Source organism: Luteimonas viscosa (assembly GCF_008244685.1).
In the GTDB taxonomy this organism is placed as follows: Bacteria; Pseudomonadota; Gammaproteobacteria; order Xanthomonadales; family Xanthomonadaceae; genus Luteimonas; species Luteimonas viscosa.
The window spans coordinates 1305072-1321525 of the sequence record NZ_VTFT01000001.1 but is presented as its reverse complement, the minus strand read 5'-3'; the positions used below and the strand labels follow the sequence as shown (position 1 = coordinate 1321525).

Below are 16454 nucleotides of genomic sequence, written 5' to 3'. Positions count from 1 at the left end.
GGATCCGCGACGACGCGCGACCGCCCGCCATGCGCGCCGCGTCAGGACCGCTTCAGCCCAGCACCTGGCTTCCGCACCAACGCTCGCCGGACCGCAGTGCGACGGGCACCAGCACCTGCCCGGCCTCCACGCACACGAACTTGCGATACTCGCCGGATGCGAGGTCGCCGATGCGCGCGGCAAGCGTTTCGCCGGGATTCCAGACGATGGTGTCGCGGAAGCCGCGTTGCTCGATCCGCAGGCGATCCCCGCCATCGGCCAGCGCCAGCGGCGCGCCGACAGCGCGGTAGATGCGGTCGATCCCGCCGATGAACGCGACGGCGGGACCGGAGTCGCGATGCAGGTTGCCGCCGCCGGTGCTGTCTTCGTAGTCGCAGCCTTGCAGGCCTTCCAGCGCCACCTGCGTGATGTCATTCACGCGCAGGTAGGTGTGCAGCGCGGCGGTAAAGGCGAACGGTGCGGTGTCGCGGTTCTCGACCTCCAGCGCGACCGCGAGCCGCTTGGCGCCGATCGCGACCGTCAGCCGGCAGGCGAACGCATGCGGCCATTCCGCAGTACCGGGAGCCTGTTCCAGGACGAACGCGGCCGCGCCGTCCTCGATGCCGTCGAACGACCAGTCGAGCGCCCGCGCGAAACCATGCCTGCGGAGCGGGCCACGGCCGGAGAACTGCGGGAAGATCACGGGAATGCCGCCGCGGACGGCGCTGCCGGGCGCGAAGTTCGCGCATTCGCCCAGGAACAGGCGCTCGCGTCCGTCCGCGGGGAGCCACGAGAGCACCTGGGCGCCGTGCAGCGCGACGACCGCGGTGGCGCCTTCGTGGCGCAGGCGCAGACAGGCGGTGCCGCGGAACTCGCATGCCTCGTGCTGCAGGGACATGCCGCGTCAGTCCTCGCCGATGTCCTCGTTCCAGACCTCCGGATTGGCCGCGATCCAGTCGCCGAGCATGGCGATGCAGCCGGGATCGCGGAGGTCGACCACGTTCACGCCATGCTGGCGCAGCCAGTCGTGACCGCCGTGGAAGTTCACCGATTCGCCCATCACCACGGTGCCGATGCCGAATTGCCGCACCAGGCCGCTGCAGTACCAGCACGGCGAAAGGGTGGTGACCATGATCGTGTCGCGATAGCGCCGCTGGCGGCCGGCCTTGCGGAAGGCGTCGGTTTCGCCGTGCACGGACGGATCGCCCTCCTGCACGCGACGATTGCGGCCGCGCCCGAGCAGGGTGCCGTCGTTGCGGTACAGCGCGGCGCCGATCGGGATGCCGCCTTCGGCCAGGCCCTGGCGCGCCTCGGCGATCGCGGTTTCGAGCATGGCGCGGTGGTCGGGGGTCGGCATCTTCGGTTCTCCGGACGGCAAGCACGCACGATATCGCGCTTCGCCGACGTTGCGCGGATCGTGACGCCCGGCCTTGTCCCGTTCCGCGGGCTGACCCAGAATCGGGCGGACGGCACTCGACGCGCCGGGGGGGCAGATGGGGATCCGATTCGCAATCGCGGTGCTGGCGCTCGCCGGCTGGATGGCCAGCGTCTCCGCGCAGGCGCAGGTGGTCCAGGGCGGGCTGGAACTGCGCTGGGGCGATCCGGCGCCGGGGCCCGGCGACAGGCGCGGGCCGGCGAAGTTCCAGGCTGCCCTGGTGCTGGACGGCGGCGCGCGGATCCCGCTCGATCCGGACCAGGCGCGCCGCGGCGCCGGCGACCTGTACGCGCTCGCCAACCGGCGGGTGGCCGTGCAGTTCTCCGGCGCGAAGTCGTCGGCCGGCGGTCGCAGGATCGAGGCGATCGTGCCCGCCGATACGCCCGACAGCGCACGCGCGCATGGCCTGACCGGCAAGTCGGACGGCGTGGCCAAGGCCACGCTGGGTGCAACCCGCTGGGTCACGGTGGCCTGCCGTTTCAGCGACATCGCCGAGGAACAGAAGCCGGTCGGGTTCTTCCGCGACCAGTACGGAGAGGGGGCAGGGGAACTGGGGCACTACTGGCGCGAGGTTTCCTACGACGGGATCCAGCTCACCGGGAGCGATGCGTACGGCTGGTTCGCGCTGCCGCACCCGCGCTCGCACTACGTGACCGAAGAAGACGGTGAGGACGGCGAGGACGAGGCCGACCTGACCGCATTGTTCAACGACTGCACCGCCGCGGCCGATGCAGAGGTCGACTTCAGCCAGGTCGTCGGCATCAACCTGATGTTCAACGCCAATCTCGATGGCTACGCCTGGGGCGGTGGCCGCTGCACCACGCTCGATGGCGCCGACCGGTGCTGGTCGAGCACGTGGAACCCGCCGTGGTCGTTCAACAACCTCGCGCCGCTGGCGCACGAGATGGGGCACGGCTACGGCCTGCCGCACTCGGACAATTCCGACGGCGACGACGACACCTACGACAACCCGTGGGACGTGATGAGCGACAGCTGGAGCAATGCGGTCGTGGACACGACCTACGGCGCGCGGCCGAAGCACATCAACATCCTGCAGCGCGACCGCCTGGGCTGGGTGGATGCCGTGCACAAGCGCACGATCGCCGCCGGGTCGGCACGCACGCGGCTGGCGGTGGACTACGCCAGCCTGCCGCTGCCCACAGAGGACAACGGCCTGGCGGACAACATCCGCATGCTGGTGCTGCAGACGCCGCAGTCGCCGGATCCGTATCGTGGCACGTTCTACACCATCGAAGCGCGGCGCCCGACCGGCGACTACGAAGGCGCGCTTGCCGGCGACGCGATCATCATCCACCAGGTGGGCAGCGATTACCGCTACGAGGCCGAGAGCCAGGACAGCGACTCGCCGCCCGCAGACCGCGCCGACAACGAGGGCTCGATGTTCAAGGTGGGGGAGTCCTGGACGTCGCCCGACCACCTGTTCAACGTCCTGGTGGAATCGAAGACCGCCACCGGCTTCGTCGTGGTCGTCGGCGGCAGACCGCGGCAGACCGGTGGCAGGGGGCCGCGACGCAGCAGGTAGGGGTGGCGCGCACCTGCATCGCAGCGCCGTGACGCGGCCTGCCCGCAGCGATGCGATAATGCGCGCATGAGCGCATCCGACGAGTCCGGCACCACCCATTTCGGCTACCGCGAGGTTCCGGTCGGCGAGAAGCAGAAGCTGGTCGGCGAAGTGTTCTCGTCGGTCGCCGGCAGCTACGACCTGATGAACGATCTGATGAGCCTCGGCATCCATCGGGTCTGGAAGCGATACTTCGCCGCCACCGCGCAGGTGAAGAAGGGCGACCGCGTGCTCGACCTCGCCGGCGGCACCGGCGACATCGCCGCGTTGCTGCGCGACCGCGTCGGCGAGTCCGGCGAACTGGTGCTGGGCGACATCAACGGACAGATGCTGCGCACCGGCCGCGACCGCATGACCGACCGCGGCCACGTGCGCGGGTTCCGCTACGTGCAGTGCAACGCGCAGGCGCTGCCGTTCCCGGATGCCAGCTTCGACCTGGTCACGATCGCGTTCGGCCTGCGCAACGTCACCGACAAGGACGCGGCGCTGCGCGAGATGCTGCGCGTGCTCAAGGTCGGTGGGCAGGCGCGGGTGCTCGAGTTCTCGGAAGTGAAGGCCGACTGGTTCAGGCCGCTCTACGACTTCCACTCGTTCAACGTGCTGCCGCGGCTGGGCAGGCTGTTCGCGAACGACGGCGAGAGCTATCGCTACCTCGCCGAGTCGATCCGCAAGCATCCGCCGCAGGAGGCACTGAAGGCGATGATGGACGCGGCCGGGTTCGCCCGCGCGCGCTACCGCAACCTGTCGGGCGGGATCGTCGCGATCCACGACGGCTGGAAGACGTGACCCTCGCCGGGGAGCGGCAACGGTTGCAGGCGCTACAATCCGGGGTTCCCGTTCCGCAGAGGCTCCCCCCGGCCATGCCCGACCGTTCCCCGCGCATTCCGCGCCTCCCCGTCTTCGCTGCGCTCCTGCTGTCGTGCCTGCTGGCCGCCGGCTGCAATCGCGAAGCCGCCGATCCGCAAGCCGCGGATACCCCCGCACCCAGGCCGGACGCCATGGTCGACACCGACGAACATTCGTACGCAGAGCCGTCCCGGGTGGCGATCGACGACCTGGCGCTCGACCTGGACCTCGATTTCGACGCGAGGACGCTCGCCGGCACCGCCACCTACACGCTGCAGTGGAAGGACGAGGCCGCGACGCAACTGGTGCTCGATACCCGCGACCTGGCGATCGAAGCGGTCGAAGCCGAGGCGGCTGGCGCATGGCAGCCGCTCGAGTTCGCCCTGGCGGAGGCCGATCCGAGCCTTGGCAGCAAGCTCACCATCGAGACGCCGCAGCGCCCGGCGAAGGTACGCGTGCGCTACCGCACCTCGCCGGCGGCATCGGGCCTGCAGTGGCTCGACCCGGCCATGACCGAAGGCGGGCAACTGCCCTTCATGTTCAGCCAGTCGCAGCAGATCCACGCACGCAGCTGGGTGCCGCTGCAAGACACGCCGCAGGTGCGCTATACCTACAGCGCCAGGGTGCGCTCGCGTCCGGACGTGATGGTGCTGATGAGCGCCGACAACGATCCGCAGGCCGCTCGCGACGGCGACTACGCGTTCTCGATGCCGCAGCGTATCCCGTCCTACCTGATGGCGATCGCGGCCGGCGACCTGGTGTTCAAGCCGATCTCGGCGCGCAGCGGCGTGTGGGCCGAGCCGACGATGGTAGACCGCGCGGTGGCCGAGTTCGCCGACACCGAGAAGATGATCGCCACCACCGAGGCGCTGTACGGCCCCTACCGCTGGGAGCGCTACGACCTGCTGGTGCTGCCGCCGTCGTTCCCGTTCGGCGGCATGGAAAACCCGCGGTTGTCGTTCATCACGCCCACGGTGATCGTCGGCGACAAATCCCTGGTGTCGCTGATCGCGCACGAGCTGGCGCACAGCTGGTCGGGCAACCTGGTGACTTTCTCCAGCGCAAAGCACGGCTGGATGAACGAAGGCGTGACGAGCTACGTCGAGAACCGCATCGTGGAGGCGCTCTACGGCGAGGAGTTCAGCGACATGGAGTGGGTGATCGCGCGCGACGCGCTCAAGGGCGAAATCGGGGAGATGCCCGAGGCGACCCAGGCGCTGGCGATCAGGCCGGGCACGCAGATCGATGCCGACGATGCGCTGAGCCAGGTGTCCTACGACAAGGGCGCGTGGTTCCTGCAGTTTCTCGAGGAGCGCTTCGGGCGCGAGGTGTTCGACCCGTTCCTGCGCGGCTACTTCGACCACTTCGCGTTCCAGAGCATTCCCACCGGGGCCTTCCTCGCGTATGCGAAGGAGCACCTGTTCGATCCGAACCCGGGCAAGGTGACCGATGCCGAGATCCAGGAATGGATCTACGGGCCGGGTATCCCGGCCAGCGCGCCGCAGGTGCTGTCGCCGCGGCTGGGGATCGTCGATTCTGCGCGGCTGGGCTGGCGTGGCAGCAAGCAGTTGCCGCCGACCTCGATCACCGGCCCGTGGAGCACCCAGGAATGGCTGCATTTCCTCGAAGGCATGCCGGAGACGCTACCGGTGGCCGACCTGGAGCAGCTCGATGCCGCCTACCGCTTCACCGGCACCGCCAACGGCGAGATCGCGATGCGCTGGTACCCGCTGGCGATCCGCAGCGGCTACGTGCCCGCGAACGAGGCGGCATCGGCGTTCGTCGAGAAGATCGGCCGGCGCAAGCTGATCATTCCGGTGTACGAGGCACTGGTGGAGACCGAGGCCGGAATGGCGCTCGCCAGGGAAGCGTTCGCACGGGCGCGCCCGGGTTACCACCCGATCACGACGGCATCGGTGGAGCAGGTGATCGCCGAGGCGAAACCCGCCCCGTCTCCGACGCCCGCGCCCGCGACGCCCGATGCAGCGTCGGCGCCGCCGGCCGAAGACGCCGCTGCGCCCGCGAACTGACGCAGGTCGGTGTCGATCGGATCGCTGCTGCTGGCGGTTGCGATCCTCGGCCTGCTCGCGGCCGCGCTGCTCTGCATCGCAGCGTGGCGCGATCCCCGCCGGCTGATCCGCGCCGAATTCGTCCGTGAACGCCTCGCCGCGGGGTTCACGGCGCGGCAGGCGACGATCGACGGCATCCGCTGGTGCTGGGTCGAGCGCGCCGCCGCGACCGCCGCTACGCCGACCCTGCTGATGATCCACGGCTACACCGGCGGCAAGGAAAACTGGTACCGGCTGTGCGCGCGCTTCGGTCGCCGCTACCGGCTGGTGCTGCCCGACCTGCCGGGCTGGGGCGACAGCGAGCGCGACTCCGACGGCGACTACGGATTCGCCGCGCAGGCGGAGCGCGTCGCCGCGTTCATCGACCACATCGGCGGCCCGGTGGTGCTGGTGGGACACTCGATGGGCGGCGGCATCGCCGCCCTGGTCGCTGCGCGCCATCCCCGGCGCGTGTCGGAACTGGTGCTGCTCGACGCCGCGGGCGTGGAATTCCCCGAGAATCCCTTCGGCCTCGAGGTGCTCGAGGGTCGCAATCCGTTCGAGGTCGCGGACGCGGCGTCCCTGGAACGCTATCTCGGCGTGGTGTTCCACGATCCCCGGTCACGCCCGCCATTGCCCTGGCCGGCCTCGCGCGCCTACGTGGCGTGGCGGCGGCGCGAGGCGGCGTTCGAGCAGGCGGTGCTCGAGCGCATCGGTCGCAGCGACGAGCGATTCCTGCCCTGGCAGGAAGCCGGCGCAATCCGGCAGCCGACGCTGCTGGTCTGGGGCGCGCACGACCGGGTGATCGATCCCGGCGCAATGGACCTCTACGCGCAGCGCATCCCGCACGCGCACAGGCACCTGCTGGCACGGAGCGGACACATGACGCTGATGGAGCAGCCCGACGAGGTCGCCGCCGCGATCGTCGCGCTCGTCGAAGGCACGGCGCGCGCCTGACCGCGCGACCGTCGGCGGGCCGTCGCACGGTCTTCGACGAGGTGCTTGCGGCCTATCACACCGTCTGCGTGATCGTCGTCAGGCCGAAGCCGGGATCCGGCGCATGCAACCCCGGGCGAACCCGGGCAAGGGTCAGGCCCGGGTGGCACCTCGGCTTCGTCCATGGAATCAATGGACGTCGAGTCCGGATCGATGCGCGACAAGGAGTCCACATGGCGCTTACCGCTGTTTCCGCCGACAACGGCCCCGGCCAGGGTCACGAGCCCCTCCTCCATGAGGCCGATGGCCACACCGTGCGGCAGCGCGAGACGCTGTCCACCATCGCACGCGACCATGGCGTCAGCCTGCAGGCGATACGCGATGCCAACCCGCAGGTACTCAACCCGGACGTGATCTATCCGGGCCAGACCCTGAACCTGCCCGAGGGCGCCGTGCCGCCGACGCCGGCCTTCGTCGATCCGGCAGGGCCGACGCCGACCCTCGAACGCACGGACCGCGGTCCCGTGGTGACGCAGCTGCAGGAGGGGCTGCACAGCGCCGGGTTCGATCCGGGCACGGTCGACGGCATCTTCGGCGCCCGCACCGAACAGGCGGTGCGTGCCTTCCAGGCCAGCCGCGACCTCGATGTCGACGGCATCGTCGGGCGCGATACCTGGGGCGCGCTCGGACGCAGCGCGGACCGTCCGGTGGAGCCGGTCACCGGCGACGTGGTGGCGACCGGCGACGCGCTGACGGACCGCCGCATCGACGGCCTGCACCCGGAGGTGCGCGCGGTGGCTTCGCAGTTCGTCCAGCGGGTCGAGCAGGAACTGGGCATCCAGCTGCGCGTCACCGACGGTTTCCGCTCCTTCGACGAGCAGGACGCGCTCTACGCGCAGGGCCGCAACGGCAATCCGGGTCCGATCGTGACCAATGCGCGGGGCGGGCAGAGCTACCACAACTACGGGCTCGCCTTCGACGTGGTCGAACTGCGTCCCGACGGAAACGTCAGCTGGGACACCGACTGGGAGGGGATCGGCCGGATCGGCGAGGCCATGGGGCTGGAGTGGGGCGGACGCTGGACCGGCCTGGTCGACCGGCCGCACTTCCAGCTGGACCATGGTCTCAGCACCGCGCAGCTTCGCGAACGCGTGAACAGCGAAAACCTGCGCGCGGACGGCTTCGTCAACCTCGACTGATCCGGTTCCGCTCGGCATTCGGGGCGCAAGGTCCCGGCGCGGCCCGGGCGGTTCACGGCCACGCGATCGTGATGGCCTCCCCGCGCGGAACATCGGTGCTCGACGGCCCCGGTTGCGACGCCGCGCGCCGCGCACGACACTGTCCGGCATCGCCGCCGCGATCCCTCCATCGCGCCGGCCCCGCTCGAGGAGATGCCGCGCCATGAAGCTGTTCCCGCTCGCCGCGATCCTGCTGCTGTCGATGCTCCTGCTGGCCGCGTGCAAGGACCGCGAGGCCGAGGCCGCCGCCCAGGCGGCTGCGCTTGCCGCCGCCAACGAACAGGCCGCCGCCGAGGCGGAGCGCGCCTTCGAGGCCGCGGTCGCCGACGGCAACTGGGCCCTGGCCAAGGCCCAGGGCGACCTCCTGCTGGCGAAGTGGCCGACCACCGAGGCCGCCGATCGCGTGCGCCCCAGGCACGAGGAGGCGAGGGCGAAAGGCGATGCCGAGAACGAGGCGCGCCGCGCCGCCGCGCTGTGGGCGTACCAGACCCAGCCCGTGGCAGGCGGCCGCCAGTTGTCCGCGGCGATCTACGCGAAGGACCCGCTGGACGTGGACGGCAGCGGCGCCAAACCGGTGCGCCTGATCTTCCGCGACCATCCCGACTGGGGCCGCAGCAGTTATCTGGTGCTGCCGGCTGGCGATTTCGCGAAGGCCTGCTACGGAAGCTGCCGCGTGACCGTGACGGTCGACGATGCCGAACCGCGGCGCATGGCCGCGAACCGCCCGAAGACGGACGAGGCGATCGCCATGTTCATCGACGACGAGAAGACGCTGTGGCGACTGACGAAGGACGCCAAACTGCTGCGCATCGAATTCCCGACGCGCGACGTCGGCAACAGGGTCGCTGAGTTCGAAGTCGCGGGGCTGGAGCGGGGGAAGATGCCGGGCTGGGATTGACCGCCCGACGGATGCGATCGCCAGGCGCACCCGCCCGACCTTCCCCCGCGTCAAAGAGTCTTGCAGTTTTGCTTGCAGCCGGATTGGGCTGCGACTCGAGATCAGAAGATCAGAAGCGTTCCGACCGCCCGCGGCGGCCGGGTTCGTTTCTTTTGAAGGCGCCACTGCGTGCGCCCCTTGCACGCGAACAGCGAAGCTGGCCAAAGGGCGAGGCCTCGGGCCGAGTCAAAGAAGCGAACCAAAGAAAAGCCGCGTCCTGGCAAAAGTGCAAGCTCGCGACCTGATTCTGTTTCGTGATTTTCCGACTCGCGATCCATGGCTCGGTCGGAAAACGCCGCACATCCTGTGCGGCGGCCTTCGGGTCTACGCTTGCGACGGTGGCCCGAGGAAAAGGAATCAGTAACTGCCACGCGGCGAATCCGAAGCATTGTCCGCGAAGCTCACGTCGACGATCGCGCGATGGGCTCCTACAGCGCGTACCCGAACTGCTGCCGGAACTGCTCGCTGAACTCTTCGTAGTCGAAGCGCTGGTTCTGGGTGCCGGGGTGCTCGACCTTCAGCGCCCCCATCAGGTTGCCGATGCGGCCGATGGTCATCCAGTCGCAGCCCTTCTCGATGCCGAAGATCAGGCCGGCGCGGAACGCGTCGCCGCAGCCGGTGGGGTCGGTGATGCGGCGCTCGTGCGCCGGCGGCACCGTGTAGGTCTTGCCCGGGGTGTGGATCACGGCGCCCTTCGGGCCCTGGGTGGTGATGTAGGCCTTGACCCGCTGCACGATGTCGGCTTCGGTCCAGCCGGTGCGCTCCTGCAGCAGGTTGGACTCGTAGTCGTTCACGGTGACGTAGTCGGCCTGCTCGATGAAGGCGCGCAGTTCCTCGCCATTGAACAGCGGCATCGCCTGGCCGGGGTCGAAGATGAAGGGGATGCCGCCTTCGGCGAACTCCTTGGCGTTCTGCAGCATGCCCTCGTAGCCGTCGGGGCTGACGATGCCGATGGTGACGCCCGGCACGTCGCGTACGTGATTCTCGTAGCTGCGCATCATCGCGCCCGGATGGAAGGCGGGGATCTGGTTGTTGTCGTGGTCGGTGGTGATGAAGGCCTGCGGCGTGAACAGCTCTTCGATCACCTTGACCCGGTCGAGCGTGATGCCGTGCTCCTCGAACCATTCACGGTAGGGGCCGAAGTCCTGGCCGACGGTGGCCATCGGGATCGGGTCGCCACCCAGCAGCTTGAGGTTGTAGGCGATGTTGCCGGCGCAGCCGCCGAACTCGCGGCGCATGCGCGGCACCAGGAACGAGACGTTGAGGATGTGCACCTTGTCCGGGAGGATGTGGTTCTTGAACTGGTCGGGGAACACCATGATGGTGTCGTAGGCCAGGGAACCGCAGATCAGGGCCGACATCGGGCGTCTCGGGCAGTCAAAATGGCGGTTAGGGTAGCCGGGTCGAGGGAGGCAGGCCAGCGGCGCCGGGCCGGGCGCGCATGCCCGGGGCGCGGCGAGCTGTACGGGAAGCTTCGATGGATCCGGATCCTCGCGCCGAAAGCCGCGCGAAAGCGCTTTTTTGCTAGGCTAGCCGCCCCTGTGACATTCCCTGACGGACGCCGGCCCCCGATGTTCAAGAAGTTCCGCGGCATGTTCTCCAACGACCTGTCCATCGACCTGGGCACGGCCAATACCCTCATCTTCGTCCGCGGGCAGGGAATCGTGCTCAATGAACCGTCGGTGGTGGCGGTGCGCCAGGACCGCTCCGGTGGCCAGAAGGCGGTCGCCGCGGTCGGCAGCGAGGCCAAGCAGATGCTCGGCCGCACCCCCGGCAACATCACCACCCACCGGCCGATGAAGGACGGCGTGATCGCCGACTTCACCTACACCGAGGAGATGCTCAAGCACTTCATCCGCAAGGTGCACAAGAGCCGCTTCCTGCGACCCAGCCCGCGGGTGCTGATCTGCGTGCCCTGCGGCTCGACCCAGGTGGAGAAGCGCGCGATCAAGGACTCGGCGCTGGAGGCCGGTGCCCGCGACGTGTCGCTGATCGAGGAGCCGATGGCCGCCGCGATCGGCGCCGGGATGCCGGTCACCGAGGCACGCGGCTCGATGGTGGTCGACATCGGCGGCGGTACCACCGAGGTCGCGGTGATCGCGCTCAACGGCATCGTCTACTCGCAGTCCGCGCGCATCGGCGGCGACCGCTTCGACGAGTCGATCATCAACTACGTGCGCCGCAACCACGGCATGCTGATCGGCGATGCCACCGCCGAGCGGATCAAGATCGAGATCGGCTGCGCCTACCCGCAGGAGCGCAACGTCGAGATGGAAATCTCGGGGCGCCATCTGGCCGAAGGCGTGCCGAAGATGGTCAAGATCAGCTCCAACGAGGTGCTCGACGCCCTGCGCGAGCCGCTGTCGGGCATCGTCGCCGCCGTGCGCCAGGCGCTGGAACAGACCCCGCCCGAACTGTGCGCGGACGTGGCCGAGCGTGGCATCGTGCTCACCGGCGGCGGCGCGCTGCTGCGCGATCTCGACCGCCTGCTGAGCGAGGAAACCGGCCTGCACGTGCAGGTGGCCGAGGATCCGCTGACCTGCGTCGCCCGCGGCGGTGGCCGCGCGCTGGAACTGCTGGACCTGCACGGGAACGAGTTCTTCGCGTCGGAGTAGGGACGTGATTGGTGATTCGTGACTGGTGATTCGAAGGGCACAGGCTTCGTGTCACCTCTCCGTGTTCAATGGCCGACGCGCCCGGCCGTGGCCGCGCAGGCGGGCCCTGCTGTTCCCAATCACGAATCACCCCTCCCCAATCACGGCTCCTGAGTGTCCTCCTTCGCCAACCCGGCTGGACCCCGCCCCGGCGATGTCGCCGGGACGCTGCGCCTGCTGGCGTACCTGGCGCTGTCGGTCGTGCTGATCGTGCTAGACCATCGCGGCGGCTGGCTGGCGCAGGCGCGGGCCACCGCCGGCGTGGTGGTGCAGCCGTTGTGGCAGCTGGCGGGTCTGCCGTCGCGCCTGGGACAGACCATGCGCGAGGACGCGGCCACCCGCGCGACCCTGGCCGAGGACAACCGCAGGCTCCGCAATGAACTGCTGGTGATGGGTGCGCGCCAGGCGCGTCTGCAGGTCGAGGCCGACGAGAACGCGCGCCTGCGCGGCCTGCTCGGCGCGGCCGGGCGCGGTCGGCTGGACGTGCAGCTGGCGCCGATCCTCGACATCGACCTCGACCCTGCGCGGCAGCGTCTGCTGCTCAACGCCGGCGCCAGCGAAGGCGTGCGCCAGGGCCAGAGCGTGATCGACGCCGGCGGGCTGCTCGGCCAGATCATCGCGGTCACGCCGGGCACGGCGACGGTCCTGCTGCTTACCGATCTCGACCATGCGGTACCGGTGTCGGTCTCGCGCAGCGGCGTGCGCCTGGTGGCCTATGGCATCGGCCGCAGCGACCGGCTCGAGCTGCGCAACATCCCGGTGTCGAGCGACGTGGTGGTCGGCGACGTGGTGGTCACGTCGGGCCTGGGCGGGCGCTTCCCGCCGGGGTTCCCGGTCGGGACCATCCTCGAACTGCGGCCCGACGACAGCCACGCCTTCCTGGTCGGGGCGCTCGAACCGGCCGCCCAGCTCGATCGCGGCCGCGACGTGCTGCTGCTGCGCGAGCAGCCCCGGACCCCGCTGCGGCCCGCGCCTGCGGCCACGGGGAATGCCGATGCGGTCGACGCTGGCGCGCCGGTTCCACCCGCTTCCGCACCACCGGATGACACCCAGCCGGCAGCGCCGCCCGCGGGGGCGGCGGATGGCCAGCCGCCAGCCCCGCAGCCGCAGGGACGCACGCCATGAACCGTCGCGGACGGATGTGGCTGCTGCCGGTCAGCGTGCTGATCGCGTTGCTGCTGGGGTTGCTGCCGCTGCCGCAGCCGGTGCAGGGGCTGCGGCCCTACTGGCTGGCGCTGGTGGTGGCCTACTGGGTGATCGAGGAGCCCGAGCGCGTGGGGCTCGGCTTCGCCTTCCTGGTGGGGGTGCTCGCGGACCTCGTGTCCGGCGCGCTGCTCGGCGAGCAGGCGCTGCGGCTGGTGGTCATGGCCTTCATCCTGCAGCGCTTCCGCGCGCAGCTGCGCTTCTTCCCGCTCGCGCAGCAGGCGCTGGCGATCGGCGGGCTGCTGCTCAACGACCGCGTGGTCGCCGCGGCCATCCACCTGCTGCTCGGGCTGCCGCAGCTGCCGTGGCCGTACTGGCTCGCGCCGCTGGTGGGCATGCTGCTGTGGGCGCCGCTGTTCCTGCTGTTCGACGCCTTCCGCCAGGGGCGGAGGTCGCGCTGATGCGCGCGCGCCGCGAGCGGATCCGCAACCCGTCCGCCGAAGCCGCCCAGTTCCGCCTGCGCGCGTTCGTCGGCTTCGGGCTGGTGCTGCTGGCGCTGGCGGGGCTGGCGGCGTGGTACTTCCGGCTGCAGGTGATCGAGCACGACGAGTATGCGCGACAGTCCGAGGCCAACCGCGTCAAGCCGCGCCCTGTGGTCCCCGCGCGCGGGTTGATCTACGACCGCAAGGGCCGGTTGCTGGCCGACAACGTGCCCGCCTACCGAATCGACGTGACCCCCGAGGATGCGGGCGACATCCCGCGCATGCTCGCGGCGCTGTCGGAAGTGGTCGAATTGACGCCGGAGGAGATCGCGCGCTTCGAGGCCACCCGCAAGGCCACGCGCAGTTTCCGCGCGATCACGCTCAAGCAGCGCGTCAGCGACGAGGAGGCAGCGCGGTTCGCGGTCGACCGTTGGCGCTTCCCCGGCGTCGAGGTGGTGGCCTACCTCAACCGGCGCTACCTGCACGGCGACCTGCTGGCGCATGTCATCGGTTACGTCGGCCGGACCGACGAGAACGATGTCGAGCGCTACGGCGAGGACCAGATCCTGTTCCCGCAAACCGGCCGCACCGGCATCGAACGCTACTACGACGCGCAACTGCGTGGCCGTATCGGCTACGAGCAGGTGGAGACCAACGTCGAGGGGCGCGCCCTGCGCAGCGTCGGCATGGTCCCGGCGCAGGCCGGCACCGACCTGCGCCTGGGCATCGACCTGGAGCTGCAGCGGGCGATGGTGATGGCCTTCGGCGAGCAGACCGGCTCGGCGATCGCGATGGATCCGTCGACCGGGCAGATCCTGGCGATGGTCAGCCTGCCGAGCTTCGACGCGAACCTGTTCGTCAACGGCATCTCCAGCGTCGACTACCGGCGGCTGATGGACGATCCGTCGCGGCCGCTGTTCAACCGCCTGGTGCTCGGGGGCGTCGCGCCGGGTTCGACGCTCAAGCCGCTGATCGCGCTCGCGGGGCTGGACAGCGGCCTGCGCAAACCGGAGGACCGGGTGCTGTCGACCGGCATGTTCTACCTGCCAGGCACCCGCCGCGGCTGGGGCGACGCCAGCCGCGGCGGCCATGGCTGGACCGACCTGCGCAAATCGATCTCGGCGTCGGTCAACACGTATTACTACCGGCTCGCGCTCGACCTGGGCATCGAGCGGTTCGACCAGTACATGGCGCACTACGGCTTCGGATCGCCGACCGGGATCGACCTGGCCGGCGAGATCGGCGGCATCCTGCCTTCGCCTGCGACCAAGCTGGCCGCGCGCCAGGAGCGCTGGTACCCGGGCGATACCGTCAACGTGGCGATCGGCCAGGGCGACTGGAAGGTGACGGCGCTGCAACTGGTGCGCGCCACGGCCGCGCTGGCCGAGGGTTCGCTGCGGCGGCCGCATCTGGTGGCGCAGACGCGTGCCGGCTTCGAGGCGCCGTGGTCGCCGCTGCCGCAGCCGGCGCCGGTGCCCGTGAGCCCCAATCCCGCGAACGTCGAGGTCGTGCGCCTGGGCATGGCCGACACCATGCAGCCCGGCGGCACCGGTTGGCGCGTCGCCCTGGACGCGCCGTACACGATGGCCGGCAAGACCGGCACCGCGCAGGTCATCAGCCGGCGCGGCACCGCCTCGGTCGACCCGCGCAGCCTGCCGCTGCACCTGCGCCATCGCGCCCTGTTCATCGGCTTCGCCCCGGTGGAGGCCCCGACCATCGCGGTGGCGATCGCGGTCGAGGGCGGTGGCTACGGCGGCAGCGCCGCGGCGCCGATCGCGCGCAAGATCTTCGACGCCTGGCTGCTGGGCAAGATGCCCGACCCGGTCGAGCCTGCTACGGGGGCACCGAGCCCGGATGCGCGCCCCGATTTCGGCAACGTCCTCACGGATGCACGGCCCGGGGTTGCGCCGCGCGCCGGGCGATCCGGCGCGCACGAAGCGCCAGTGATCGACCACCAGCCAGCGCCGGCACGGCCATGAACACCATCCTGCGCTGGCTGTTCGACCTCTTCCTGCGCTTCACGCGCACGCTCGACTGGCCCCTGCTGGCCGCGCTGCTGGCGCTGATGGGAATCGGCCTGGCGGTGCTGCACAGCGCCAGCGGGCAGAACCTGGCGCTGGTGCAGTCGCAGGCGGCGCGCTACGCGGTCGGACTGGGTGCGATGTGGTTGCTCTCGCGCATCCCGCCGCCGCCGCTGCGGCGCGCGACGCCGGTGCTTTACGGGTTGTCGCTGCTGCCGCTGCTGACGGTGCTGGTCGTGGGCACCGGGCGCAGCGGCGCGCACTGGATCGACCTGGGCGTGTTCTTCTTCCAGCCGGCCGAGTTGATGAAGCTCAGCCTGCCGATGATGGCCGCCTGGATGCTGAGCCAGGCACCGCTGCCGCCGCGGTTCGGCCCGGTGCTGGCCACCGCGGCGATCATCGGCGTGCCCACCGGGCTGATCCTGCTGCAGCCGGACTTCGGCACCGCGATGCTGGTCGCGGCCAGCGGCGTGTTCGCGCTGTACCTGGCCGGACTGTCGTGGGGCTGGTTCCTCGCCGCCGGTGCGGGCGCCGCCACCGCCGCGGGGCTGGCGCTGCTCGCGCCGATCTCGTGGTTCTCGTTCCTGCGCCCGTACCAGCAGGACCGCATCCTGACATTCCGCGACCCCCAGAACGATCCGCTCGGGGCGGGCTGGAACATCATCCAGTCGAAGATCGCGATCGGCTCCGGCGGGCTGACCGGGCAGGGCTGGGGGGAGGGGACGCAGTCGCACCTGAACTACGTGCCCGAGCACACCACCGACTTCATCTTCGCGGTGCTCGCCGAGGAATTCGGCTGGCTCGGCGTGGCGACGGTGCTGGCGCTGTACGCCTTCGTCATCGGCCGCTGCCTGTGGATCGCGGCCGAGGCGCGCGATGCCTACGCGCGGATCCTCGCCGGCAGCCTCGGGCTGGCGCTGTTCGTCTACGTGGTCGTCAACGGCGGCATGGTCTCGGGCCTGCTGCCGGTGGTCGGCGTGCCGATGCCGCTGCTGAGCTTCGGCGGCACCGCGGCGGTATCGCTGCTGGCGGGGCTGGGCGTGGTGATGTCGGTGGGCGCGCACGCGCAGGGCAAGAAGCGCTAGCGCTGCGGCGCCGACGGCGCCATCGAGTCGCGCATGCGTTGCGCTTCGTTCATCGTTCGCGAAGCCAT

General features: G+C 70.2%; 14 protein-coding genes. 11 read left to right on the top strand and 3 right to left on the bottom strand.

Translation table 11 applies throughout. The annotated features are described in order from the left end of the window. Positions 1-52 precede the first annotated feature (52 nt). Together FZO89_RS05980 and FZO89_RS05975 are read right to left on the bottom strand one after the other, a co-directional pair. Positions 53-877 carry a D-hexose-6-phosphate mutarotase gene (locus FZO89_RS05980; protein WP_149102388.1) on the bottom strand — a complete coding sequence of 275 codons (825 nt, stop codon included), beginning with the start codon at positions 875-877 and terminating at the stop codon, positions 53-55. Positions 878-883: 6 nt separating this feature from the next. Further along, a complete protein-coding gene (locus FZO89_RS05975) occupies positions 884-1336 on the bottom strand; it encodes a nucleoside deaminase (protein WP_149102387.1) in 453 nt (150 codons plus the stop codon). A 136-nt stretch (positions 1337-1472) separates the two neighbouring features. Between FZO89_RS05975 and FZO89_RS05970 the strand changes: the two genes are divergently transcribed. From FZO89_RS05970 to FZO89_RS05945, 6 genes are all read left to right on the top strand, one after another. Next, positions 1473-2957 carry a metallopeptidase domain-containing protein gene (locus tag FZO89_RS05970; RefSeq protein ID WP_149102386.1) on the top strand — a complete coding sequence of 495 codons (1485 nt, stop codon included), beginning with the start codon at positions 1473-1475 and terminating at the stop codon, positions 2955-2957. A gap of 66 nt (positions 2958-3023) precedes the next feature. Then, on the top strand, positions 3024-3782 hold the full coding sequence (gene ubiE / locus FZO89_RS05965) for a bifunctional demethylmenaquinone methyltransferase/2-methoxy-6-polyprenyl-1,4-benzoquinol methylase UbiE (RefSeq protein ID WP_149102385.1): 759 nt from the start codon (positions 3024-3026) through the stop codon (positions 3780-3782). 74 nt (positions 3783-3856) lie between these two features. Beyond that, entirely contained in the window at positions 3857-5872 is a 2016-nt protein-coding gene (locus FZO89_RS05960; RefSeq protein ID WP_149102384.1) for a M1 family metallopeptidase, read from the top strand. A 9-nt stretch (positions 5873-5881) separates the two neighbouring features. Beyond that, on the top strand, positions 5882-6847 hold the full coding sequence (locus FZO89_RS05955; RefSeq protein WP_262378544.1) for an alpha/beta fold hydrolase: 966 nt from the start codon (positions 5882-5884) through the stop codon (positions 6845-6847). Positions 6848-7059: 212 nt separating this feature from the next. After that, positions 7060-8025 (top strand): peptidoglycan-binding protein, encoded by a 966-nt coding sequence (locus FZO89_RS05950; protein WP_149102383.1) that lies wholly within the window; start codon positions 7060-7062, stop codon positions 8023-8025. A gap of 202 nt (positions 8026-8227) precedes the next feature. Beyond that, positions 8228-8962 carry a hypothetical protein gene (locus tag FZO89_RS05945; protein WP_149102382.1) on the top strand — a complete coding sequence of 245 codons (735 nt, stop codon included), beginning with the start codon at positions 8228-8230 and terminating at the stop codon, positions 8960-8962. Between the two features lie 467 nt (positions 8963-9429). On the opposite strand, the gene FZO89_RS05940 is transcribed toward FZO89_RS05945, so the two are convergent. After that, the gene (locus FZO89_RS05940; RefSeq protein WP_149102381.1) at positions 9430-10362 is read right to left on the bottom strand and encodes a carbohydrate kinase family protein; all 933 of its coding nucleotides are present in this window, start codon (positions 10360-10362) and stop codon (positions 9430-9432) included. A gap of 210 nt (positions 10363-10572) precedes the next feature. Between FZO89_RS05940 and FZO89_RS05935 the strand changes: the two genes are divergently transcribed. The 5 genes from FZO89_RS05935 (at position 10573) to rodA (ending at position 16386) form a co-directional block, all read left to right on the top strand. Then, on the top strand, positions 10573-11616 hold the full coding sequence (locus FZO89_RS05935) for a rod shape-determining protein (RefSeq protein WP_149102380.1): 1044 nt from the start codon (positions 10573-10575) through the stop codon (positions 11614-11616). Between the two features lie 153 nt (positions 11617-11769). Further along, the gene (gene mreC / locus FZO89_RS05930) at positions 11770-12780 is read left to right on the top strand and encodes a rod shape-determining protein MreC (RefSeq protein WP_149102379.1); all 1011 of its coding nucleotides are present in this window, start codon (positions 11770-11772) and stop codon (positions 12778-12780) included. Further along, positions 12777-13259 carry a rod shape-determining protein MreD gene (gene mreD, locus FZO89_RS05925; RefSeq protein ID WP_149102378.1) on the top strand — a complete coding sequence of 161 codons (483 nt, stop codon included), beginning with the start codon at positions 12777-12779 and terminating at the stop codon, positions 13257-13259. Before mreC ends, mreD begins: the two co-directional genes overlap by 4 nt. Further along, positions 13259-15259 carry a penicillin-binding protein 2 gene (mrdA, locus tag FZO89_RS05920; RefSeq protein WP_149102377.1) on the top strand — a complete coding sequence of 667 codons (2001 nt, stop codon included), beginning with the start codon at positions 13259-13261 and terminating at the stop codon, positions 15257-15259. The genes mreD and mrdA overlap by 1 nt, the downstream gene beginning before the upstream one ends. Beyond that, entirely contained in the window at positions 15256-16386 is a 1131-nt protein-coding gene (rodA, locus tag FZO89_RS05915) for a rod shape-determining protein RodA (RefSeq protein WP_149102376.1), read from the top strand. The genes mrdA and rodA overlap by 4 nt, the downstream gene beginning before the upstream one ends. Positions 16387-16454 lie beyond the last annotated feature (68 nt).